Origin of the sequence: Sandaracinus amylolyticus (genome assembly GCF_021631985.1) — a bacterium.
Classification (GTDB): Bacteria; Myxococcota_A; Polyangia; order Polyangiales; family Sandaracinaceae; genus Sandaracinus; species Sandaracinus amylolyticus_A.
The window spans coordinates 4,827,765-4,849,697 of sequence record NZ_CP070225.1; the positions used below are offsets into that span (position 1 = coordinate 4,827,765).

The window sequence follows — 21,933 nt, forward strand, 5'->3', positions numbered from 1 at the left end:
CGACCTCGTCGCGCCGCGCTCTCCGCGCGCGATCACGAGGGCACGAGGTTCGCTCCACGACGCGCCGACCCGGAGGGTGAACATGGCGAGACGATGGGGACGATCGGCGACCTCGAGAGGAGCGTGGCTCTGCGTCTTCGCAGCGTCCGCGCTCCTCGCAGCGTGCGGCGACGGCGGCACGACATCGAGCTGCGAGAGCCCGAGCGACTGCGCGTCGGGCGAGATCTGCAGCGAGGGCGCATGCGCCGCGTGCAGCGCCGACGTCGAGTGCGCGCACCTCGGCGCGGGCGCGACGTGCGAGGAGGGCGCGTGCGTGAGCGCGTGCGGCGAGGGTGGTTGTGCGTGCCAGCCCGGCGAGCTCGGCTGCGAGTGCCGCGGGGGCGCGCGCTGCGACGTGGGCCTCGCGTGCGAGAGCGGCACCTGCGTCGCGTGCCCCGAGGGCGGCGAGGGCTGCGCGTGTCGCGCCAGCGGCACGGCGTGCGACGACGGCCTCGCGTGCGAGGCCGGCACCTGCGAGGCGTGCGCGCCCGGTGAAGAAGGCTGCGCGTGCGACGGCGGCGCGTGCTCGGGCTCGCTCGTGTGCACCAGCGCCGATCGCTGCCTCGCCCCGACGACCTGCAGCGTGCTCCGCGAGGGCGGTCTCTGCCCCGAGGGCCGCGCGTGCGAGATCGTCGCCGGCGCGCCGCGCTGCCTCGATGCGTGCGACGAGGGCTGGCAGGAGGACGAGACCGGCGCCTGCGTCCGCTGCCCCGACACCGGCTGTGGCCCGCCGATCACCTGCGAGGACTGCGCGACGCGGAACCGCGTGTGCGACGACGGCGGCGCGACCGTGCGCTGCGGCGCGTGCGTCGACGGCTTCCGCATGGACGCGAGCGGCGAGTGCGTCGACGAGAACCTCTGCGGCGGCGTGCTCTGCGCGCCGAACGAGATGCCCGATCGCGCGGCCGACGGCTCGTGCACGTGCGTGCCGCGTGTGTGCGGCGCGGGCGAGGCCCAGACGCCGAGCGGCGCGTGCGTGTCGTGCACGCTGACCTGCGACGGCGCGGGCGAGACGGGCACGGTGCACCCGCAGACGACCACCGCGGGCGAGTGCGTGTGCGCGACGGATCAGGGCTTCTTCATCCCGCGCGGCGGCGACGGCCGCGCCGCGCCGTGCGACGAGGACGCCGACGGCTGGGTGCGACAGACCGCCGTCTCGGCGCGCGACGCCGGCGATCCCGCGCTCCTCGCGAACGTGCGCTGCGACGTGCAGGAGGCCGAGCGCGTCGAGCTGACCAACGAGTACGCGCAGGTGCTCTCGGTGTGGTCGTGCGCGAACGGGCTCGTCGCGGGCGACAGCGACATGGTCTGCGCCGACCGCGGCGGCGTCGCGCCGATCGAGCTCGTCGAGTCGGATCGCAACGACAGCCCGAGCCTGCTCGCGCGCGCTGCGACCGGCACCGCGCCCGAGGCGCCGCCCTATGCGCTCGAGGGCGCGGGCCGCGCGCTGGAGGCCGAGGAGCTGCACGGCCTCTCGCGCGCATGCGTGAGCGAGCACGCCGACTACGACGACGACGGCACCCCCGACGTCGCGCAGGCCCAGGCCGAGGCGGCCTCGGTGCGCACCAACGCCGAGCGGCTCGCCGCGTTCGCGTACTTCGTCGAGCTCCACGTCGCGTCGTTCGTCCCGAGCACGCACGGCGGCGCGGGCGCGCTCGCGATCGCCGAGCGCTCGCGCTGCGACGCCGCGACCTTCCCGCTCGGCTACCAGCCCGGCGACAGCGCGTACTGGCGCGAGTGCCACCGCCGCCGCGATCCGGCGTTCGAGGCGGCCTCGCCCCTGCCGTGGACGGACTTCGCGCAGTGGACCTGCGGCGCGGCGCGCGGCTCGTGCGACGTGCCGCTCCCGCCGACCGGCGCGACGACCGATCCGACCCAGGCGCCGCAGCACGGCCTCTGCGAGCTCGGCACGAGCGCGAGCTGGGGCGCGTGGCGCGGCATGCACCACCACAGCCAGTTCCGGTGCGTGCTCGCGGACGACGCGTCCTCCGCGCCCCACGCGATCGCGACGACGACGATCCACGACGTCGTGTCGGGGACCGGCGTCGCGTCGTTCCAGCGCTGCTTCGCGAACGACGCGTCGGCGAGCACGCCGTTCACGTGCGCGCTCCAGCCGCGCCCGGCGCACGGCGCTCCCGCGCAGGTCGGATGGACCGCGATGCGCTACGCGAGCGATGGGTCGCTCGGGTGCATCGACGAGTCGGCCGAGCCCCACGCCACGAGCGACTGGGGCCGCGCGCTCTGCCCCGATCCCGGCGCGGTGCAGTTCCACGCGCACGGCGATCCCGCGGCGTTCGGTCGCCTCGAGTGCGGCTGCGACACGCCCGCGACGTACGTGCTCGATGCCGATGACGACGGCTACGGCGCGAGCGGCACGACCACGACGCGCTGCGTGGCACCCGCCGCGAGCGAAGGTCACTACATCGTGCAGCGCGCCGGCGCGCCGTTCGACTGCGACGACGCGAACGTGCGCCGCTATCCGACCGCGGTCGACGATCCCGATCTCGCAGGGCTCGACGCGAACTGCGACGGCATCGACGGCGACCTCGCGCGCCTCTTCTTCGTCTCGGCGACGGGCCGCGACGAGCCCGCGTCGCGCGGCGGCGGCACGCGCACGGCCCCCTTCCGCTCGATCACGCACGCGGTGCGCGAAGCGCAGATGGCGAGCCGCGATCTCGCGATCGAGGTCGGCACCTACGACACGCCCGCGACGATCGATCTGCCCGACGGCGTGAGCCTCTACGGCGGCTACTCGAGCGCGTTCACCGCGCGCGGCACCGATCCCCGCGCGACGCGCATCATCGTGCGCGCGTTCCGCGACGTGAACGTCGGCACCGTCGACGCGCTCTGCTCGACGTGCGGTACGGTCACCGTGCGCGTGGCGGTCGCGATCGACACCAGCTCGATCCGCTCGAGCACCACGCTGCAGCTGCTTCGCGTGCGCGCCGAGGCCGTCCCGGTCTCGTCGGGCGAGGCGCCCTCGTACTACGGCGTGCGCGGCGCAGGCACGTCGAACCTCACGCTCGAGCGCGTCGTGATCGAGGCGGCGGACGGCGGCGTCGGCGCGTCGGCGACCGCACCCGGCGCCGCGCTGGCGGGCTACACCGGCGGCAGCGGCGAGGGCGGCGGCTGTGCCGACGGGAGCGCCAACGGCGGCGGAGGAGGCTGGGGCCCCTGCGGCGGAAGCGGCGGCGGCGCCGGCGACGGCGACGACAACGACAGCGGCGACAGCGGCAGCAACGGCTCGCGCGGCTCGATCGGCGCCAACGCGATCGGCGGCGCGACCGGCGGCAACGGAGGGAGCCCGGGATCGGGCGGCGGCGAGGAGAGCACCGGCGGCACCGGCGGCGACGGCAGCCCCGGCCAGGACGGCGGCGCGCCCACGTCGATCGGCGTCGTGCACGCCGGCTACTGGATCCCGCGTCGTGGCTGGTCGGGCGCCGGCGGCGGCTCGGGCGGCGGCGGCGGCGGCGGCGGCGGCGGCGACGGCGAGTGGACGCAGACCGGCGGCGGCGGCGGTGGCGGCGGTGGCGGCGGCTGCGGTGGCGCCGGCGGTGGCGGAGGAGGAGGAGGAGGAGGCTCGTTCGCAGTCTTCTTCCAGTCGGCGCGCGCGATCCGCATCGTCGACTCGACGCTGCAGGCGGGCAACGGCGGGCGCGGCGGCAACGGCGTCGCCGGCGCGAGCGGTGCGGGCGGCGGCGGCGGCGGCGGTGGCGGTGGCGCGCCCTGCGAGGGCGATAACGGCGCGGCCGGTGGCCCGGGCGGGCGCGGCGGCGACGGCGGCGACGGCGCGGGCGGCGCGGGCGGCGACTCGGTCGCGCTCTATCAGGCGGCCGGCTCGGTCGTGAGCGTCGACTCGAGCACGCAGCTCCTCCGCGGGGCCGCGGGCACCGGCGGCGCGGGTGGCGGCACGCTGAACCAGGGCCCTGCCGGCATCTCGGTGCCGACCGCGCCCTGAGCGCGAGGTCGTGATCATGCAGCGCCGCGGTGCGAGCTCGGTCCCCGATGCCTCGCGCCGCGGCGCTCGCGTACTCTCGACCGCGGTGCAGTACGACGCCTCCTTCGAAGACCACGCACGCGCGAGCTCGGTGCGCTACGCGACGCAGCTCGGGCTCGTGATGATCGTCGCCGCCATCCTCTGGTGGCCGATCGACCTGCTCCTCTTCGACGATCCCCGGGTGCTCGGCGCGTTCGCGCTCTGGCGCGCGAGCACGATCGTCGTCACCGGGCTGGGCATCGCCTTGCTTCGCGCGCTGCCGCGCGGCTCGCGCGCGGTGCACACCGTGATCATCGCCGCGATGTGCCTCGACGCGGCGATCGTCGGGTACGCGGGCTCGATCAGCGGCGCGCTCGGCGAGCGCTACTTCGAGGTCTCCACGATTCTCCCGCTCTCGTCGATCGCGCTCATCGTCGCGTGGCCGCTGCGCGTGCTGACGACCGCCGTCGTGACCACCGCGTACGTCGCGCCCCTCCTCGTGTCGGGCGTCGTGCCGTGGGACCCGAGCCTGATCGCCGGACAGGTCAGCCTCGTCGTGTTCACGTCGATCGTGAGCGTCGTGTTCGGCGAGACGCATCATCGTCTCGCGCGACAGAGCCATGCGCAGCAGCTCGCGCTCGACCAGCGCTCGCGCGAGCTCGAGGAGATCGACCGCCTCAAGAACGACTTCTTCGCGAACGTGAGCCACGAGCTGCGCACGCCGCTCACGCTGATCCTCGGCATGCTCCGCGAGCTGCGCGAGCACGAGGACGAAGGCACGCGCGCCCGGGTCGAGACCGCGGAGCGCAACGCCGCGCGCCTGCTCGTCATGATCGACGAGCTGCTCGAGCTCGCGCGCTTCACCAGCGGGCGCGCCGAGCCGCGCAGGCGCACCGTCGACGTCGCCTCGCTCGCGCGCGAGGTCAGCGCGAACTTCCGCGCCTCCGATCGCAGCGGCGTCACGCTCGCGGGCTGCGACGAGCCGGTGCTCGCCCAGGCCGACGCGCGCCAGCTCCGCACCGCGCTCCACAACCTCCTCTCGAACGCGCACAAGTTCACCGATCCCGCGACGCGCCACATCGAGGTCGCGGTGCGCCGCGCCGGCGACCGCGTCGAGATCGCGGTGACCGACAACGGCATCGGCATCCCGAGCTCGGCGCGCGATCGCCTCTTCGAGCGCTTCTTCCAGGTCGACGCGGGGCGCGGCCGATCGCGCGGCGGCGCCGGCATCGGGCTCGCGCTGGTGCACGACATCGCGACCGCGCACGGCGGCGAGATCCGCCTCGAGAGCGAGCTCGGGCGCGGCAGCGTGTTCACCATCGCGATCCCGATCGGCGCGCCCACCGCCGCCGACGACGAGCGGGTCACGCTGGAGCACGACGAGCTCGCCGCGCTGCACCGCCTCGCGACCGCCGCGCCCGTCCCGCCGCCGCGCGCCGAGATCTCGGAGATCGGCGAGACCATCGTCGTCGCCGAGGACGATCCCGAGCTCCGCGCGTACCTCGTGCGGCTGCTCGGAGGGCGCTATCGCGTCATCGCGGCGTCGAACGGCCGCGAGGCGCTCGACGCGGTCGCGCACGTCGCGCCCGCGCTGATCGTGACCGACGCGATGATGCCGGGAACGAGCGGGTTCGACCTCGCGCGCGCGCTGCGCGGCAGGCCCGAGACCGCGCGCATCCCGGTGCTCTTCCTCACCGCGCGCACGGGCGGCACCGCGCGCGTGGAGGCCTACGAGGCGGGCGCCGACGACTTCCTCAACAAGCCCTTCGAGCCGGGCGAGCTCCTCGCGCGCGTCCGCAACCTGCTGGAGCTCCGCGCGTTCGAGCGCGAGCTCGCGGAGACCAACGAGCGCCTCGAGGACAAGGTCCGCGAGCGCACCGCGGAGCTGCGCGAGCTCGCACGTCACCTCGAGCGCAGCCGCGAGGACGAGCGCCGCCGCATCGCGCGCGATCTCCACGACGAGACCGGGCAGCTCCTCACCGCGCTGCGCATGGAGCTCGACCTCGCGCGCGCCGGCGAAGGATCGCTGGCCGCGAGCCTCGAGCGCATGAACGACGTGCTCGACCAGGCGTTCGACGCGACCCGCGCCCTGGTCGGCGAGCTGCGCCCGCGCCTGCTCGACGATCTCGGGCTCGGCCCCGCGATCGAGTGGTACGTGCCGCGCTTCGCGACGCGCTCGGGCCTGCGCTGCGAGCTCGTCGTCGAGCCGCGCGAGCTCGTCGCATCGCCCGAGATCTCGACCGCCGCGTTCCGCATCGTGCAGGAGAGCCTCACCAACGTCGCGCGCCACGGCGCCGCGCGCTCGGTGCAGGTGCGCCTCGCGCGCGAGGGCGAGGTGCTCGCGCTCGCGATCACCGACGACGGGCGCGGCTTCGATCCGAGCGCGGTCCGCGCTGGGTACGGGCTGCTCGGGATGCGTGAGCGCGCGCTCGCGCACGACGGATCGCTCGCCATCGAGAGCGCGCCGGGCCGAGGCACGCGCGTGCAGGTGACGCTCCCGATCGGCACTTCGCGGCGGCCAGTCCGCGAAACGGAAGACACTCTCGCAGTCGGCGCGCAGTCGCACGCCGGGGATGGCATCCGATGACGACGATGATCCGTGTCTTCGTGGTCGACGACCACGCCGTCGTGCGCGAGGGGATCAAGCGCATCGTGCAGACCGCGCCCGACATGATGCTCGTCGGCGAGGCCGGCGACGGCGACGAGGTGCTCGCGCGCGCCGAGCACGAGTCGTGGGACGTGCTGCTGCTCGATCTCTCGCTCCCCGGCCGCAGCGGGCTCGACGTGCTCACCCGCATCAAGGCGCGCAGGCCGCAGACCAAGGTCGTGATCCTCACGATGCACGCCGAGGATCAGTACGCGCTGCGCGTGCTCCGTGCGGGCGCCGACGGCTATCTCACCAAGGGCCGCTCCTCGCAGGAGCTGCTCGAGGCGATCCGGAAGGTCGCGAGCGAGGGCAAGTACGTCACGGGCCGCCTCGCCGAGCTCCTGCTCTCGGGCAGCACGAGCGAGCACCCGCACGAGTCGCTCTCGGATCGCGAGCACGAGATCCTCGTGATGCTCGGTCGCGGGATGACTCCGTCGGCGGTGGCCGACGCGCTCGACGTGAAGCCCAGCACCGTCAGCACCCACGTGCGCAGCATCAAGGACAAGCTGGGCGCGGAATCGCTCGGCGATCTCGTGCAGTACGCGGTGCGCGCCGGTCTCGTCTGAAGCGCTTCGACCCATCCCTCGAATTAGTTCGACCCCCCACCCGCACGAGTTGGATGTCGGAGGCGTCCTCGCACCGGCACCTTCGCTCTCGTGACCGACGGGCAGATCCCGCGGTCGGGAGGGGCGGATGGCTCGGATGGACTCGGTCGGTCGGACGCGCTTCGGCGCGGGTGGATCCTCCGACGAAGACACGCGCGACGACGTCTCGGGGGTGCGTCCCCGCGTGCCGCGCAGGCCGGAGCGGGTGGGCCCGTATCGCGTGCTCGGCGTGCTCGGCGAGGGCGGCATGGGCGTCGTCTATCTCGCGGAGCGCGGCACCACGCGCGTCGCGGTGAAGTGCCTGCGTGGCGTCCCCGCGAGCGCGAGCGGCGCGCTCCGCCGCTTCGAGGCCGAGGCGTTCGTGCAGAGCGCGCTCTCGCACCCGAACGTCGTGCGCGTGCTCGACGGTGACGCGGGGCCCGAGCCCTATCTCGTGCTCGAGCTCGTCGAAGGACCGAGCCTCCTCGCGCTCTGCAGCGAGCTCGGCGCGCGCGGTGTGCACCTGCCGATCGACGCCTGCCTCTACGTCGCCGAGCGCGCCGCGCGCGCCCTCGCGCACGCCCACGCGCTCGCGGACGAGCACGGACGCTCGCTCGAGATCGTGCACCGCGACGTCTCGCCCTCGAACCTCCTGCTCACGCGCGACGGCGGCGTGAAGCTCACGGACTTCGGCCTGGTGCGCCATCGCGATCGCGACTGGGCGACCACCGCGGGCCTCGCGCTCGGCAAGATCGGCTACATGCCGCCCGAGCTGCTGCGCGGCGACGAGGTCGACGCGCGCGCCGACGTCTACGCGCTCGGCGTCGTGCTCTGGGAGTGCCTCACCGGCCGCGTGCTGGTGCCGCGCCGCAGCCTCTTCGATGCGGCCGAGCGCGTGGTCCAGGGCCGGCACCCCGCGCCCTCGACGTGGCGCCCGCGCGTCGCGCCCGAGATCGACGCGCTCGTCGCGCGCGCGATCAGCCTCGATCCCGACGCGCGCCCCACCGCCGCCGCGCTCGCGACCGCGCTCTGCGTCGCGCGCCGTGGCCGCGGCCGGCGCACTCTCGAGCGCGCGGTGCGCGGCGAAGGAGGTGCGTCGTGCTGAGCCCCGACGGCACCGCCGCGTGGTCGCTGCTCTCCCAGCTCCGCGACGCGCTCCTCGATCCCGGCGACGACGCGATTCGCAGCGCGCTCGACGCGCTCGCGCTCGCGCTCGGCGCGGATCGCATCCTCGTGCTCTCCGGCACCGACGCCGAGCACGTGCGCCTCGGGCGCCGCACCGGTCGCGATCTCCGAGACGGCGAGCTCTCCGACGTGTGCCGCTCGGTCGTCGACGACGCGCGCGAGGCGCGGCGCTGCGTGCACCGCCGGCGCGAGCCCGAGCGCGTCGACACGATCGCCGAGCTCGGCATCGTGGGCGCGATCGCCGCGCCCCTCGGCGCCAACGCGCCCGGCGTGCTCTACGCGGACTTCCGCCATCCGCTGCACGCGCCGCGCGAGCTCGATCGCGAGCTCTTCGCGTGCGTCGCCGCGCTGATCGGCGCGAGCACCCGGCCCCGCGTCGCGCCGAGCGATCGCCCGCGCGCGAGCGCGCCCGACACGAGCGAGCCCGAGCTCGCGACGCTGCTCGACACCGCCGGTCTCGCGCCCCTGCGCGGCGAGATCGAGGCCTGCCTGCGCCTCGACACGCCGGTGCTGATCGTCGGCGAGTCCGGCACCGGCAAGACGCTGCTCGCGCGCGCGCTCGCGAAGGCGAGCGGCAGACAGCCCGTCGTGCGCGCGATGCTCGGCGCGAGCGACGATCTCAACACCATCGCGTCCGAGCTCTTCGGCCACGAGCGCGGCGCGTTCTCGGGCGCGACGAGCCGCCGCGCCGGTCTCGTCGAGCTCGCCGACGGCGGCACGTTGATCCTCGACGAGGTGCTCAACCTGCCGATGCACGCGCAGCAGCTGCTCCTCGATCTCACGCAGTTCGGAACGTATCGGCCGCTCGGATGGCAGCACCGCGAGCCGCGCCGCGCGCGCGTGCGGATCATCGCGGCGACCAACGGCGACCTCGAGGACGCGGTCGCGCGCGGCACGTTCCGCCGCGACCTCTACTACCGGCTCGCGGGCACGATCATCCGCATGCCCGCGCTGCGCGAGCGGCGCCACGACGTGCCCGCGCTCGCGCTCGAGCACCTCCGCCGCACCGATCCCGCGCGTCGCTGGATGCTCTCGGTGAGCGCGCGCCGCGCGCTGCGCTCGCCGGAGCTCGCGTGGCCGGGCAACGTGCGCGAGCTCGAGGCCGCGGTGTCGCGCGCCCGCGCCCGCGCGCTGGCCCGCGATCCCGGCGCGACGCAGATCGCGCCCGAGCACTTCGACGCGAGCTACGCCGGCGCGTCGCCGGCCCCGCCGATCGAGGCGGCGCGCGCGATGGCGATCACGATCGCCGAGCCGCTCGATGCAGCGGCGCCGATCGCCGAGCGGTGGAAGCGCCTGGCGCGCGATCGCGCCGCGCTCGAGGCCGCGGAGCGCACCCTGCTGGGCCACGCGATCGAGGAGAGCCGCGGCGTCCTCGCCCACGCCGCGCGCGCGCTCGAGATGCCGCGCACCACGCTGATCAGCCGCATGATGCGCGCGGGCATCGACCCCTCCGCACCGCGGGTCCGCCGCGCGTGAAGGTCGACGGCGCGCGTCCGAGAGGCCACCCTTCGCGGCCGATGGGACACGCCACGAAGATCGACAAGCGCATCGCGTTCCTCGGCGCGGGCAACATGGCGGGCGCGCTCGTGCGCGGGCTGCTCGCGTCGGGCGCGGTGGACGCGCAACAGATCTGGTGCGTCGACGTGCGCCCCGAGCGCCTCGAGGAGCTCGGCAAGAAGCACGGCGTGCGCACCGGCCGCAGCAACCGCGAGGCGGCGGCGTGGGCCGACGTCGTGTTCCTCGCGACGAAGCCCCAGGTCTTCGATCGCCTGCTGCCCGAGGTCGCCGAGGGCATCCGTCCCGAGGCGCTCGCGGTGTCGATCGCGGCGGGGATCCCGATCGCCGCGATCGAGGCGCGCCTGCCTGCGGGCGCGCGCGTCGTGCGCACGATGCCGAACACCCCTGCGATCGTCGACGCAGGCGCCACCGCGATCGCGGCAGGCACCCACGCCACGCCGGACGACCTCGCGCTGGTGAAGCGGATCTTCGACGACATCGGCATCAGCGTCGTGCTCGACGAGAGCCTGCTCGACGCGGTGACGGGCCTCTCGGGCTCGGGCCCGGCGTACATCTTCCTGATCATCGAAGCGCTCGCGGACGCGGGCGTGAAGGTCGGCCTGCACCGCGACTCGGCGCAGCTCCTCGCAGCGCAGACGGTGCTCGGCTCGGCGAAGCTGCTGATCGAGACCGGCGAGCACCCGGGACGGCTCAAGGACATGGTGACGAGCCCGGGCGGCACGGCGATCGCGGGGCTCCACACGCTCGAGGCGGGCGGGCTGCGCAAGACCTTGATGGACGCAGTGGAGACGGCGACCGCGCGGGCGAAGCAGCTCGGCGAGGACGCGTCGAAGAAGCTCGGGAAGTAACGGGCAGCGGGGCGAGCGGCGAGGGGCGGGCGGCGAGCGGCAAGCGGCGGAACAGCCGTGCACGAGCACGTGGCACGTGCACGTGGACGATTCACGACGTGGTTCGACGAGCACGACGGCCAGCGCGCTCCGCATCGCGCCGAGCAGGCCGAGCCCAACCGCAGAGATCACAGAGAGCGGCAGAGATCGGAGCAGATCCCCGCGCAGCACGCTGCGCTGAGCTCGCTCCATCACCACTCGACTACGCGAGCGCTCACCGCGCGAGCGCGAGCGCTCGCTCCATCACCACTCGACTACGCGAGCGCTCACCGCGCGAGCGCCCGCGCTCCGCGCGAGCGTTCGCTCCACAACCGCTCACACCGCGGCCCTCGATCCGCTCGAACCGCACGCGCATCGCCCCCGCGCCCGCCCTCGCCCTCGCCCTCGCCCCCGCCCCCGCCCTCGCCCTCGCGCCCGCCCCCGCCCTCGCCCTCGCCCTCGCCCGCGCCCCCGCCGCGCTCCGCGGGCCCATCCGGCTCCAGTCGCGCGCGAAGCGCGCGCTGCTACCCGCGAGCGTCCGAGCCGCGCGACCAGCGCGGATCGGTCGCGAGCCTCCCCACCCTCCCCAAGCGAGACGGCAGACCCCGCGTGCCGGCGCGGGGTGGTGGGGTCGGCGCTCGTGCGCAGCGGGGGCCACCAGACGCCCCGCCGACGCTGATCCGGAGTGAGCGGAGCGCGCGAACGCGCGCGGAGCGAACGACCACCCCGCCACCCGAAGCTCGCGACCGCGCGCGTCCAGCAGCCCCGCAAGTCGAGCGACGACCCCACCACCCCGCGCCACCACCGAGACCTCGACAGTCCACCTCACCCTGCCCCACGATCGTTCCCCCACGACATGTTTCGCATCCGCCTCATCCACGACGACGTGCTCGAAGCCGATCGCGTCGCCCTCACGCAGGTGCAGAGCATGTTGCGCGCGCAGTTCCCCGGGCTGCGCCACGAGACCGTCGACGAGCTCCCGACGCTGCTCCGCGATCCCCTCGCCCATCGCATCCGCACGTTCGTCTTCGTCGCCGAGCGACAGCGCCAGAACGACGTGCGCGGCTTCGCGATCCTCGCCCACGCGCCCGACCTCGAGTTCTGTTACCTCGACTTCATCTCCGCGGCGCCCAAGGAGACCGGCCGCGGCGTCGGCGGTGCGCTCTACGAGCGCGTGCGCGAGGAGTGCCGTGCCCTCGGCGCCAAGGGCCTCCTCTTCGAGTGCCTCCCCGACGATCCCGACGACGTCTCCGACTCCACCACGCTCGAGCAGAACCGCGCGCGACTGCGCTTCTACGAGCGCTGGGGCGCGCGCCCCGTCATCCACACCGCGTATCGCACCGCGATCGAGCCCGGCGGGTCCACCAAGGACCTGCCCTACCTCGTCTTCGACGATCTCGGCTCGGGCCGTCCGCTCGGTCGCGACGAGGCGCGCGAGATCGTGCGCGCGATCCTCGAGCGCAAGTACGCGTGGCTCGTCACGAGCGAGTACGTCGATCGCGTCGTCACCTCGATCGTCGACGATCCCATCCAGCTCCGCCCCGCGCGCTATCGCCGCAAGAAGGTGCACGCGCCCACGACGCCCGCGCCGATCGAGGTCCCGGCGCACCTCCGCATCCCGCTGCTCGTCGCGGAGCGCCACGACGTGCACCACGTGCGCGAGCGCGGCTACGTCGAGGCCCCGGTGCGCATCCCGGTCATCAAGCGCGAGCTCGATCGCCTCCCGATCTTCGAGCCCACGCAGATGCGCCGCTTCGGTCGCGAGCCGATCGTCGCGGTGCACGACGACGAGTTCGTCGAGTACCTCGAGCGCGTGTGCGCCGCCCTGCCGCCCAAGCGCTCCGCGTATCCCTACGTGTTCCCGGTGCGCAACGCGGGCCGGATGCCCGACGACCTCGAGACGCGCGCGGGCTGGTACTGCATCGACACCTTCACGCCGCTGCACAAGAACGTGTGGGCCGCGGCGACCGACGCGGTCGACTGCGCGCTCACCGGCGCCGCGATGATCCTCGAGGGCAAGGCGCGCCTCGCGTACGCGCTGGTCCGCCCGCCCGGTCACCACGCCGAGCACAAGTCGTTCGGCGGCTTCTGCTACCTCAACAGCGCCGCGATCGCCGCGCACCACCTCGGCGCGTGCGCCGGCGGCGCGAAGGTCGCGATCCTCGACGTCGACTACCACCACGGCAACGGGCAGCAGGAGATCTTCTGGGAGCGCGGCGACGTGCTCACGGTGTCGATCCACGGCCACCCGCGCTTCGCGTACCCGTACTTCACGGGATTCGAGGACGAGATCGGCTGGGGCGACGGCGAAGGCGCGAACCTGAACCTCCCGCTCCCCGAGCAGGTCGACGGAGCGGCCTACGATCTCGCGCTCGCGCGCGCGCTCGACGCGGTGCGCGCGTACGAGCCGAGCTTCCTCGTCGTGTGTCTCGGCCTCGACCCCGGTCGCGGCGACCCGACGGGCACGTGGTCGCTCGGCGCGAGCGACTTCGAGCGCAACGGACGTCGGATCGGCGCGCTCGGCGTGCCCACGCTCGTCGTGCAAGAGGGCGGATACCACACGCGCAACCTCGGCGTGCACGCGCGCCACTTCTTCCGAGGCCTCTGGGAGAGCGCGACCGGCCGATCCCTCGCACGCGCCGACACCTGATCGCGCGTTTTCGAAGGCAATTCGCGCGATTTTCAGACCCTTCCAGATTGGATACGTCCGAGCGGTCCTCGCGAGCACTCCGAGTCATCCAATCTCGGAGGTCGGAGTGGTCCTCGCGAGCACTCCGAGTCATCCAAGCTTGGACCTACGAGCGGTCCTCGCGACCACACGAAGGACGAGCGGGACTGTCAGCGACCACGAGCCGCACTGCCTCGGACCACGAGCCGCACTGCCTCGGACCACGAGCCGAACTGCCTCGGACCACGAGCCGCACTGCCTCGGACCACGAAGCGCGCGCGCTCGCTGCGCTCGGCGATCTCGAGACCCCGCAGAGTCGCTTGCGGTGGTGTTGGTCTCGAGGACACACGGTCGTTCGGTCTTACTGACCGTGTGGCTTCGGTGTGCACTCGCTCCAGGTGCGCGCTTCGCGCGCACGTCGCTCTGCTGTGATCCAAGGGTCTCGGCGAGCGGGCCGCTCGTGGTGGGGTTGCTCCGCGGTGGAGCGATCTCGAGTCCCCGCAAAGTCTCTTTCGAGCGCGTCGTCCTCGGTCGTCGTCCGCGGGAGTGCAGCTCAGAAGAGGTCGTGGCCCGGTGGGCACCACCCGCTCACGCGGTCCATCAGCTCGAGCACCGTGTCCTCGCTCCGCTCGTCACGAGCGTGAGCGCGAGCCGCTTCGAGCACGCGGAGCGCGTCCTCTCGCGCGAGCCCGTGATCTTCGCGATGGCGCACCGTGATCGCCACGAGCTCCTCGAGCGTGGCGCGCCGTTCCATCGCCGCGAGGATCGCTTCCTCGTACGTGCTCACGCCGCCACGGCCGGATGGCGCCCCGTCACCCGCGCCGGCGGGCCCTGCACCGGAAGGGTGACCGTGAAGGTCGAGCCCTTGCCCGGCTCGCTGCGCAGCGCGACCGAGCCGCCGAGCAGCGCGGTCAGGCGCTGCACCAGCGCGAGGCCGAGACCGGTGCCGCCGTAGCGACGCTCGGGTGAGCCGTCGACCTGGCGGAACGCCTCGAACACCGCCTTCTGCTGATCGAGCGGGATGCCGATGCCGTCGTCCTCGACCTCGATCTCGACGCGCATCGGATCGCCGGAGAGCGCCCGCGCGCGCAGCGTCACGTGCCCGCCGTCGGGCGTGAACTTCACCGCGTTCGCGAGCAGGTTCACCAGGATCTGCACCAGCTTGCCGCGATCGGTGCGCATCGGAGGCAGCGGGTCGTGGGGCTCGAGCCGCACCTCGAGCGGGCGCGTGCCGCGCAGCGAGCCCACCGTCGACATCACGCTCGCGAGCACCTCGTCGAGGTCGACGTCGGTGGGCCGGTACTCCAGCTTGCCCGCGTCCTCGCGCGCCAGTGTGAGCAGGTCGTCGATCAGTCGGAGCAGGCCGAGCGCACCGCTCTTCACGTCGCGCACCGCGTCCTTCTGCTTCTCGGTCACCGGCCCGTACACGCCGCTCTCGACCAGGTCCGCGAGCCCGCAGATGCCGTGGATCGGCGTGCGCAGCTCGTGCGTGACGTTCGCCATGAACTGCGTGCGCTGGCGCTGCGCCTCGACGAGCTGCTCGGTCCGCGCGAGCAGCGTGCTCTCCTTCTCGCGCAGCTGCTTGAGGATCGCGGCGGCGAACGCGGTGGGCAGCCCGAGCACGAACGCGACGAACGCGAGCTCGACGATCACGTAGGTGTCGGTGACGCCGCCCGTGAGGTCGAGAATCGAGGGCGGCTTGTCGAGCACGCCGATGCGCACGAGCGCGAGCATCGACGCGTAGGACAGGAACGTGATCACGCTGGTCGCGACGGTGACGCCGACGTTCGAGACCAGCGCGACCACGGTGAGCTCGATCCCGTAGATCGGGAGCAGCGGGCTGGTCGCGGCGCCGGTGTGATAGATGGCGCCGGTCATCGCGACGATGTCGCCGACGACGTTGAGCCCGCAGAGCTCGAGCACGAAGCGCTCGTTGCGCAGCGCGAGCCACGCGAGCGTGTTGGTGGCGAGCTTGAGCCCGATGAGGCCGAGCATGCCGGCAGTGATCGGCACGACGCCGGTGATGTGCCCGAGCGCCGCGAGCGCGCCGAACGCGACCGTGATCGCGTAGCCGGAGTACGTGCTGAAGACGAGCTTGGCGCGATGCTGCGGAAGACCCATCTCCGCGGCGAACGCGGGCAGCGGCAGCATCGACGTCGACATCAGCGCGAAGCGTGCTCGGGAAGCGCTCGCGATGTCGAGGGCTCAGAGCGCTGTCGAAAAAATCGGCTCGCCCGCCGGTCCTACCGTCCGCGCGCTTCGCGCGCTCCCGTCCGGGACCTGCGGGACGAGCACTCCGGCAAGGGCTCAGGCCTCGCCGGCGCCGATGAGGCGCTCGACCTCTTCGAGGAGCGCGCGCAGCTCGAACGGCTTCGAGAGCCACGCCTGCGCGTGCAGATCCTCGCGGGCGTACTTGTCGGCGTGGTCGTCGCGGTAGACCGCGCTCATCAGCACCAGCGGCATCGCGCGGCCGTGCTCGGTGCGCTTCACGTCGAAGCAGAGCTCGAAGCCGTTCTTCATCGGGAGCGCGACGTCGACGACCATGAGGTCGGGGTGCGTCTCCTCGAAGCGGTTCCAGCCCTCGGGCCCGGTGGTCGCGACGGTGGTCGCGTAGCCGTGCGCGTCCAGGTAGTCCCGCAGCATCCGCGCGCTGACCGCGTCGTCCTCGACGACCAGGATCTTCTTCATCGCGAGCCTCCGTGCTGGACGGAGGTGGATCGTACCAGGCAGACCGGGTCACGCGCCCTGCGCGATCGTGCCGAGAGGTACGACCTCCGAGCTCAGCGACAGCGGACCGCCATGCTCCAGCCGCGCAGCTGACCGGAGTCGGCGCGCACGGTGTCGTTGACCGAGAGCGTCCACGTGCCCTGGGTCGGATGCCCCTCGGCGCGGCGCACGGTGTGGCTGCGGAAGGGGTTGCGCGACGCGTGGCTCTGCAGCGAGTAGCTCGTGCCGTCGGGGCCGCGGAGGCTCACCACGAGATCGCTGAAGTACGAGTGGTTGCCGTCGATGTCGACGGTGAGCTCCGCGACCATGCACTGGTGCTCGACGCGCGCGGCGCTCGTCGTGACGGCGAAGTCGCGGATCGCGCCGCCCGCGGGGCCGCGCACGGTGAACGAGGGCTCGCCGCCGCCGGGCGCGGTGGGCGTGCTGGTCGGCGTGGTGGGCGGGGTCGCCGCGACCACCGGCGCGAGCGCGGCGTTGAGCGTGATCGTGTTGTTGATCGGGCTCGCGCTGATCGTGGCGGGCTGATAGCCGGGCAGCTGGAACGTGAACTGGAACGTCTGGGTCTCGCCGGGACGCGGCGCGGGGATCGGAACCTGCGTGGTGAACGGCGTCCGGCCGAGCATGCGGCCGCCGCCGGTCACCGTGGCGCCCTGGGGCGCCGAGCTCGCCGCGACGGTGATGAGCACCTGACCGGGCGGCACCTGGATCTGCGCCTGCCCCTGCTGCGCCGGCTGGCCCTGCTGGGGCGGAGGCGGCGGCGGGGTGCCTCCGCCTCCGCTGCACGCGCCCGCGAGCGCGACGATCACCAGCGAGATGAGGGCGTACGAGATGGCGCGCATCGAGGTGGATAACGTCGTACCAGACGACCGGGCGGGGGTGGAAGCCCGTGCGGATGTACCGGACGGGCTTCTCCGATCTTCCCGCGGTCGAAGACTCGGCTCGCCTCCGCGCGCTTCGCGCGCTCCCGTGAGCACTCCGGCGAGGGCTCGATAATCGGCTCGCCCGCCGCTGCCTACCGTCCGCGCGCTTCGCGCGCTCCCGTCCGGGACCGGCGGGACGAGCACTCCGGCGAGGGCTCGAAAATCGGCTCGCCCGCCGGTCCCTACCGTCCGCGCGCTTCGCGCGCTCCCGTCCGGGACCGGCGGGACGAGCACTCCGGCGAGGCTCAGCGCACCTCGAAGGTGTGCGACGCGAGCTCGCGGCCCCCGTCGTCGCGCACCACGACGCGCCAGGTGCCCTCGCGATCGACGTGGCGCGTGAACGCCCAGGTGCGCCAGCGACCGACGTTCGCGGGGACCTCGAGCTCGACGTGGCCGGTCACCTCGTCGCCGCCCTCGCGCTCGAAGGTGACGACGAGCGCGGCCGCGTCGTCGCCGTCGTTCGCGAGATCGAGGAACGCGTAGACGCGCTCGAGACGCTCGTCGAGCGCGAGCTCGTCGATCTCGTCGATCGGCTCGCGTCCTTCGATGCCGCGCGTGAGCACGAGACGGCGCACGCGGAGCTCGCCGTCGTGCTCGCGCTCGTCGCGCGTGGTGGTCGTGGTGATCGGCGGGGGCGGCGTCGGCGCGGCGGGCGCTTCGACGCGCGTCGTGGTCGTCGTCGTGCGCACGACCTGGGTGCGCGGCGCGTGGTCGTCGGCACGCGCGAAGGTGGCGGCCCCGATCGCGACGCCCGCACCACCACACGCCAGCGCCATCACCGTCGCGATCACGATCGTCTTCCTCATCGCATCCTCCTGCCGAGGGCGATGAGCAGCAGGCCTGCCAAACGCGCGTGCCCCGAGAAACACGGGGTTTCTCGGGGCACTCTCGATACGCGTCGTGCTCGTGGGGACACGCGGCGCGCGTCTCGTCGGAGACGATCCACGGCGCGCTCGGCGACGGCCGTTCGAAGCTCAGCCGCGCAGCGCCGTCGCGATCAGCTTCGGCAGCTTCGCCACCGACGGCCGTCCCTCGAAGTCCGTGAGGATCGGCCCGAGCTGGTGCAGCGTCTTGTGATCGGGGAACCACGCCGGCGTCGGGTTGATGCGGAACGGCGCGCGCACGATCGACTTCTGCGGGTGATCGATCAGCAGCGCGTTGTGCACGAAGCCGCGGCCCGAGCGGATGTCCTCGAGGGGATGGCCGGGGTACGCGCCCCACGTGGGCACCACGAGTCCGTAGATGACCCCGGCCCACACGTTCACGCCGATGCCGCCGTAGCGCAGGCCCGCGAGCGCCGCGTCGAGCGAGGCCGCGTTCTCCTTCTGCGTCTTCGGGTCGATCAGCATCATGCAGCTGAGCGTCCCCCAGCACTCGTCGTTCGCGAACTCCGTCATCGCCGCGAGGAAGCCCGACGCGGTCGACTCGTCGAGCGACGTCTCCGCGAGCACGCCGCAGAACGCCTCGTTGCTGAGCGCGTACTCGCTGCCGTCCGGCGCGACGTCGGGGATCACGGTCCACGGCACCACGTCGCGCCCGCGCTCCGAGAGCGGCTTGCTCTGCGGGTACGCGTCGAGGAAGCCCTGATAGCGCTCCTGCGCGCCGGGGTAGTACGCCTTGCGCGGCGGCGTGCGCTCGAGCGCCTCGTGCACGAGGTCGAGGAAGCGCTGGCGCTCGGGCCAGCCCTTCGCGGTCACCACGACCTTGCACGCGTTGCAGTTGAAGCTCGCGTTGTTCGCGACCATCCCCGCGACGTGGCGCGCCTGGAAGCGCAGGTCGTCCTCGCTCCACGCGCCGGGCACCACGAGGCAGGGCGTGACCGCACCGAGCTCGCTGGTGATCGGCTTCTTGAGCTTCGGCGTGCCCGCCTTCTTGTTCCGCTCCTGCTCGGCGCGCGTCGAGCCCCACACGATCGCGTCGTGGGTGCGATCCGATCCCGTCATGTGGATCGTGTCGACCTCGGGGTGGTTGCAGAGGTGCGAGCCGACCTCGGCGCCACCACGCACGACCGCGAAGTAGCCGGCGTCGAGCAGCGGGCGGAACGCCTGCTCCCAGAAGGGCTGCAGGTATGCGTTCACCGGGTTCGTCTTGACGATGCAGACCTCGTCCTCGACGAACAGCTTGTAGAGCGCGTCCATGGGCCCGATCGACGCGACGTTGCCGGCGCCGAGGACGAGCGAGAGCTTGCCGTCGCGCTCGCCCACGCCGCGCTTCTTCTTCGCGCGGTAGATCGCGCCCTGCGTCGCGGCCTTGCCGGGCTCGATCCAGACCTCGGCCGAGAAGCCGGTGAAGAGGAGCCGATCGATGAGGCCCTGGGGGAACACCTTCGCGACGAGCTGACCGTCGGGGCGCGACCACACCTTCGGCAGCGCCGGCTCGCCGTCGGCGTGCATCGCCTCCAGCAGCAGGCGGACGTTGCGGACCGTCGTCATCGGACCGCCGAGCCACTCCTCGCCGGCACGCGGGCTCTGGGGATCGATGCCCTTCGCGTCGCACGCGGCGCGCACCCACTCGTGCGCGATCGCGAGCGTGGAGTCGATGCAGCGATCGAGCAGGCGGGCGCGCTCGCGGAGCGAGACGCGCGGCCACTCGTGCTTGCGCGAGGCGAGACGCGCGACGATGGCGTCGATCTGCGCCATCGGCGTCGAGGAGACGCGCGGCGCGACGGTGGCGAAATCGGGTGACGACATGGGCGGAGATGCTAGCGCAACTGACCCAGGGTCGGCTAGCGACCCGTGATCGTGATGACGGTGCCGCCCTCTTCGTGGGGCTCGACCTCGATCGACCAGTGATGCGCGTCGGCGACCGCGCGCACGATGCGCAGGCCGAGCCCGCGGGCGCGCGCGTTGCCCTCGCCGCGCTCGATCGGGCCGCGCAGGACGCGCTCGATGCGCGCGACGTCGGCGTGCTCTCCGTCGTCGGCGACCGCGATGCGGAAGCCGCCCTGCGGGCGCGCGTCGAGCGTGAGCGCGACGTGCCCTTCGCGTCCTCCGCGGCGCGAAGCGCCGTGGCGGATCGCGTTGTGGACGAGGTTGCTGAGCGCGCGCTCGACGAGGATGTCGTCGCCCTCGATCGTCACCGCGCGCGAGGGCACCGCGTGCTCGAGCACCACACCCTGGGCGCGCGCGAGCGGCGCATGCCTCGCCGCGACGCGCTCGACCAGCGCGCGCAGGTCGACGGCGTGCTTCTCGACGTGGGGCTGTCCGCTCGCGAAGCGCGCCGCGGCCGCCATGTTCGAGACCAGCTGGCCGAGGTACTCGTGCTCGGCGAGCAGCGGCTCGAGGGCGCTCGGCTCGATGCGCTCGCCCGCGCGCACCCGCGCATCGAGCTCGGCGAGGCGGCTCTGGATCACGGTGAGCGGGATCGCGAGATCGTGCGTCGTGGCGTCGACGTACGCGGTGAGGGCGCGATCGCGCTCCTCGAGACGCGCGACGTGATCGCGCACGCGCTGGCTCGCGTCGTCGAGCGCGCGCGCGACCCGACCGATCTCGTCGGTGCCCGCGACGCCGTGCGGGACGGTGAACCCGATTCCGTCGGACGCGCGCACCGCCTTCGCGAGACGACGCAGCCGCGCGAGGGGCGGGCCCAATGCGATCAGCGCGACGACGAGCGCGAGGCCGAGCACCGCCGCCGAGCCCGCGAGATCACGACGCAAGATGCGCTGCCCGAGCGCAGGACGCGCGCCCGGCGTCTCGATCACCAGGACCACGCACGGCCCCTCGTCCCACGGCATGCGCACCGCGAGCGCACCGTCGCGCCGGCGCTCGCCCTCGATCTCGACGATGCCGAGATCGCTCGACTCGAGCGCGTCGCGCACCTCGGGGTCGAGCCGAGGCGCGTGGGGATGCGCGGGCGTGAACGACGCGTCGTACGCCTCGACGCGGCCGTGCTCGATCAGCGGACCGCGGTGGCGACGGCCGTGATGACGGCGCCCGAGCGTGAAGCGCGTGGGGTCCGCCTCGCAGCGCGCGCGCCCTCCCCCGTCCTCCATGCGCGCGACGATCGCCTCGCGCGTCGCCTCGAGAGCAGCCTGCCTCCGCGTGCTCCACGTGCCCCAGAGCACCAGCGCGATCGCGGGCAGCGCGAACACCGCGAACGCGAGCACCACGCGGGTCCGGACGCTCATCGATCGATCTCGAGTCGGTAGCCGATGCCCCACACCGTCGCGATGCGCTTGCCCTCGGCGCCGAGCTTCTTGCGCAGCCGCGAGACGTGCACGTCGAGCGTGCGCTCACCGCCTTCGCGCCCGGGGTCGAGCGCTTCCTCGACGAGCTCGGCGCGCGAGACCGCGTGTCCGGCGCGGCGCGCGAGCGTCGCGAGGACGTCGAGCTCGGCGCGCGTGAGCTCCACCGGCTCTCCGTCGACGCGCACCCGGCGTGCGTCGAGATCCACTTCGATCGCGCCGGCGCGCACCACGGCGTCGCCTTCGCGGCGCATGCCGGGACGACGGAGGCGCGCGCGGATGCGCGCGAGGAGCTCGTCGGGCCAGAACGGCTTGGTCACGTAGTCGTCGGCGCCGAGCGAGAGGCCGCGCACCTTGTCCGCGGTGTGATCGCGCGCGGTCAGCAGGATCACGGGGACCTCGCTGACCGCGCGGTAGCGCTTGAGGATGTCGAGCCCGTAGGCGTTGGGCAGCACGAGATCGAGGAGCACGAGGTCGTACTCCTCGGGGCTCGCCGCGAGCGCGTCGTCGCCGTCCTTCAGCCACGTGGGCGTGAAGCCCGCGCGCTCGAGCTGGCGCACGATCTCGGCGCCGAGCTCGGGATCGTCTTCGACGACGAGGACGCGCCCGCTCATGAGAGG

15 protein-coding genes are annotated in these 21,933 nt (G+C 73.4%); 7 read left to right on the top strand and 8 right to left on the bottom strand.

Annotated features, from left to right (window positions below; all coding sequences use genetic code 11):
- The first annotated feature begins 82 nt into the window (after window positions 1-82).
- The 7 genes from I5071_RS20350 (at window position 83) to I5071_RS20380 (ending at window position 13,465) form a co-directional block, all read left to right on the top strand.
- Complete coding sequence (locus tag I5071_RS20350) at window positions 83-3,997, top strand: hypothetical protein (protein WP_236607154.1); 3,915 nt, start codon at window positions 83-85, stop codon at window positions 3,995-3,997.
- 85 nt (window positions 3,998-4,082) lie between these two features.
- Complete coding sequence (locus I5071_RS20355; protein ID WP_236607155.1) at window positions 4,083-6,602, top strand: ATP-binding protein; 2,520 nt, start codon at window positions 4,083-4,085, stop codon at window positions 6,600-6,602.
- Window positions 6,603-6,607: 5 nt separating this feature from the next.
- Window positions 6,608-7,228 (top strand): response regulator transcription factor, encoded by a 621-nt coding sequence (locus I5071_RS20360; RefSeq protein WP_236607156.1) that lies wholly within the window; start codon window positions 6,608-6,610, stop codon window positions 7,226-7,228.
- 127 nt (window positions 7,229-7,355) lie between these two features.
- Window positions 7,356-8,351 (top strand): serine/threonine-protein kinase, encoded by a 996-nt coding sequence (locus tag I5071_RS20365; RefSeq protein ID WP_236607157.1) that lies wholly within the window; start codon window positions 7,356-7,358, stop codon window positions 8,349-8,351.
- Window positions 8,345-9,907 (top strand): sigma 54-interacting transcriptional regulator, encoded by a 1,563-nt coding sequence (locus I5071_RS20370; protein WP_236607158.1) that lies wholly within the window; start codon window positions 8,345-8,347, stop codon window positions 9,905-9,907. The genes I5071_RS20365 and I5071_RS20370 overlap by 7 nt, the downstream gene beginning before the upstream one ends.
- Before the next feature lie 41 nt (window positions 9,908-9,948).
- Complete coding sequence (proC, locus tag I5071_RS20375) at window positions 9,949-10,797, top strand: pyrroline-5-carboxylate reductase (protein ID WP_236607159.1); 849 nt, start codon at window positions 9,949-9,951, stop codon at window positions 10,795-10,797.
- An 874-nt stretch (window positions 10,798-11,671) separates the two neighbouring features.
- The gene (locus tag I5071_RS20380) at window positions 11,672-13,465 is read left to right on the top strand and encodes a histone deacetylase family protein (RefSeq protein ID WP_236607160.1); all 1,794 of its coding nucleotides are present in this window, start codon (window positions 11,672-11,674) and stop codon (window positions 13,463-13,465) included.
- 571 nt (window positions 13,466-14,036) lie between these two features.
- Here I5071_RS20380 and I5071_RS20385 read toward each other — a convergent pair.
- The 8 genes from I5071_RS20385 to I5071_RS20420 all read right to left on the bottom strand — a co-directional run bounded on the left by I5071_RS20385 (window position 14,037) and on the right by I5071_RS20420 (window position 21,927).
- On the bottom strand, window positions 14,037-14,270 hold the full coding sequence (locus I5071_RS20385) for a hypothetical protein (protein WP_236607161.1): 234 nt from the start codon (window positions 14,268-14,270) through the stop codon (window positions 14,037-14,039).
- The gene (locus I5071_RS20390; protein WP_236607162.1) at window positions 14,267-15,646 is read right to left on the bottom strand and encodes a sensor histidine kinase; all 1,380 of its coding nucleotides are present in this window, start codon (window positions 15,644-15,646) and stop codon (window positions 14,267-14,269) included. Before I5071_RS20390 ends, I5071_RS20385 begins: the two co-directional genes overlap by 4 nt.
- Window positions 15,647-15,790: 144 nt before the next feature.
- Complete coding sequence (locus I5071_RS20395; RefSeq protein ID WP_236607163.1) at window positions 15,791-16,171, bottom strand: response regulator transcription factor; 381 nt, start codon at window positions 16,169-16,171, stop codon at window positions 15,791-15,793.
- A 92-nt stretch (window positions 16,172-16,263) separates the two neighbouring features.
- A complete protein-coding gene (locus I5071_RS20400; protein WP_236607164.1) occupies window positions 16,264-17,049 on the bottom strand; it encodes a proprotein convertase P-domain-containing protein in 786 nt (261 codons plus the stop codon).
- A 326-nt stretch (window positions 17,050-17,375) separates the two neighbouring features.
- Window positions 17,376-17,936, bottom strand: coding sequence for a DUF2914 domain-containing protein (locus tag I5071_RS20405; protein WP_236607165.1), 561 nt, complete (start codon window positions 17,934-17,936; stop codon window positions 17,376-17,378).
- A gap of 168 nt (window positions 17,937-18,104) precedes the next feature.
- Complete coding sequence (locus I5071_RS20410; protein WP_236607166.1) at window positions 18,105-19,820, bottom strand: aldehyde dehydrogenase family protein; 1,716 nt, start codon at window positions 19,818-19,820, stop codon at window positions 18,105-18,107.
- A gap of 35 nt (window positions 19,821-19,855) precedes the next feature.
- Complete coding sequence (locus I5071_RS20415; RefSeq protein WP_236607167.1) at window positions 19,856-21,256, bottom strand: sensor histidine kinase; 1,401 nt, start codon at window positions 21,254-21,256, stop codon at window positions 19,856-19,858.
- Entirely contained in the window at window positions 21,253-21,927 is a 675-nt protein-coding gene (locus I5071_RS20420) for a response regulator transcription factor (protein ID WP_236607168.1), read from the bottom strand. Before I5071_RS20420 ends, I5071_RS20415 begins: the two co-directional genes overlap by 4 nt.
- Window positions 21,928-21,933 lie beyond the last annotated feature (6 nt).

What these genes read in the sequence shown, in the direction of transcription:
- I5071_RS20420 (WP_236607168.1), bottom strand. Translation starts at nt 21,927, where the DNA reads ATGAGCGGGCGCGTCCTCGTCGTCGAAGACGATCCCGAGCTCGGCGCC.
- I5071_RS20395 (WP_236607163.1), bottom strand. Translation starts at nt 16,171, where the DNA reads ATGAAGAAGATCCTGGTCGTCGAGGACGACGCGGTCAGCGCGCGGATG.
- I5071_RS20390 (WP_236607162.1), bottom strand. Translation starts at nt 15,646, where the DNA reads ATGTCGACGTCGATGCTGCCGCTGCCCGCGTTCGCCGCGGAGATGGGT.
- I5071_RS20360 (WP_236607156.1), top strand. Translation starts at nt 6,608, where the DNA reads ATGATCCGTGTCTTCGTGGTCGACGACCACGCCGTCGTGCGCGAGGGG.
- I5071_RS20365 (WP_236607157.1), top strand. Translation starts at nt 7,356, where the DNA reads ATGGCTCGGATGGACTCGGTCGGTCGGACGCGCTTCGGCGCGGGTGGA.
- proC (WP_236607159.1), top strand. Translation starts at nt 9,949, where the DNA reads ATGGGACACGCCACGAAGATCGACAAGCGCATCGCGTTCCTCGGCGCG.
- I5071_RS20350 (WP_236607154.1), top strand. Translation starts at nt 83, where the DNA reads ATGGCGAGACGATGGGGACGATCGGCGACCTCGAGAGGAGCGTGGCTC.
- I5071_RS20380 (WP_236607160.1), top strand. Translation starts at nt 11,672, where the DNA reads ATGTTTCGCATCCGCCTCATCCACGACGACGTGCTCGAAGCCGATCGC.
- I5071_RS20415 (WP_236607167.1), bottom strand. Translation starts at nt 21,256, where the DNA reads ATGAGCGTCCGGACCCGCGTGGTGCTCGCGTTCGCGGTGTTCGCGCTG.
- I5071_RS20410 (WP_236607166.1), bottom strand. Translation starts at nt 19,820, where the DNA reads ATGTCGTCACCCGATTTCGCCACCGTCGCGCCGCGCGTCTCCTCGACG.
- I5071_RS20400 (WP_236607164.1), bottom strand. Translation starts at nt 17,049, where the DNA reads ATGCGCGCCATCTCGTACGCCCTCATCTCGCTGGTGATCGTCGCGCTC.
- I5071_RS20405 (WP_236607165.1), bottom strand. Translation starts at nt 17,936, where the DNA reads ATGAGGAAGACGATCGTGATCGCGACGGTGATGGCGCTGGCGTGTGGT.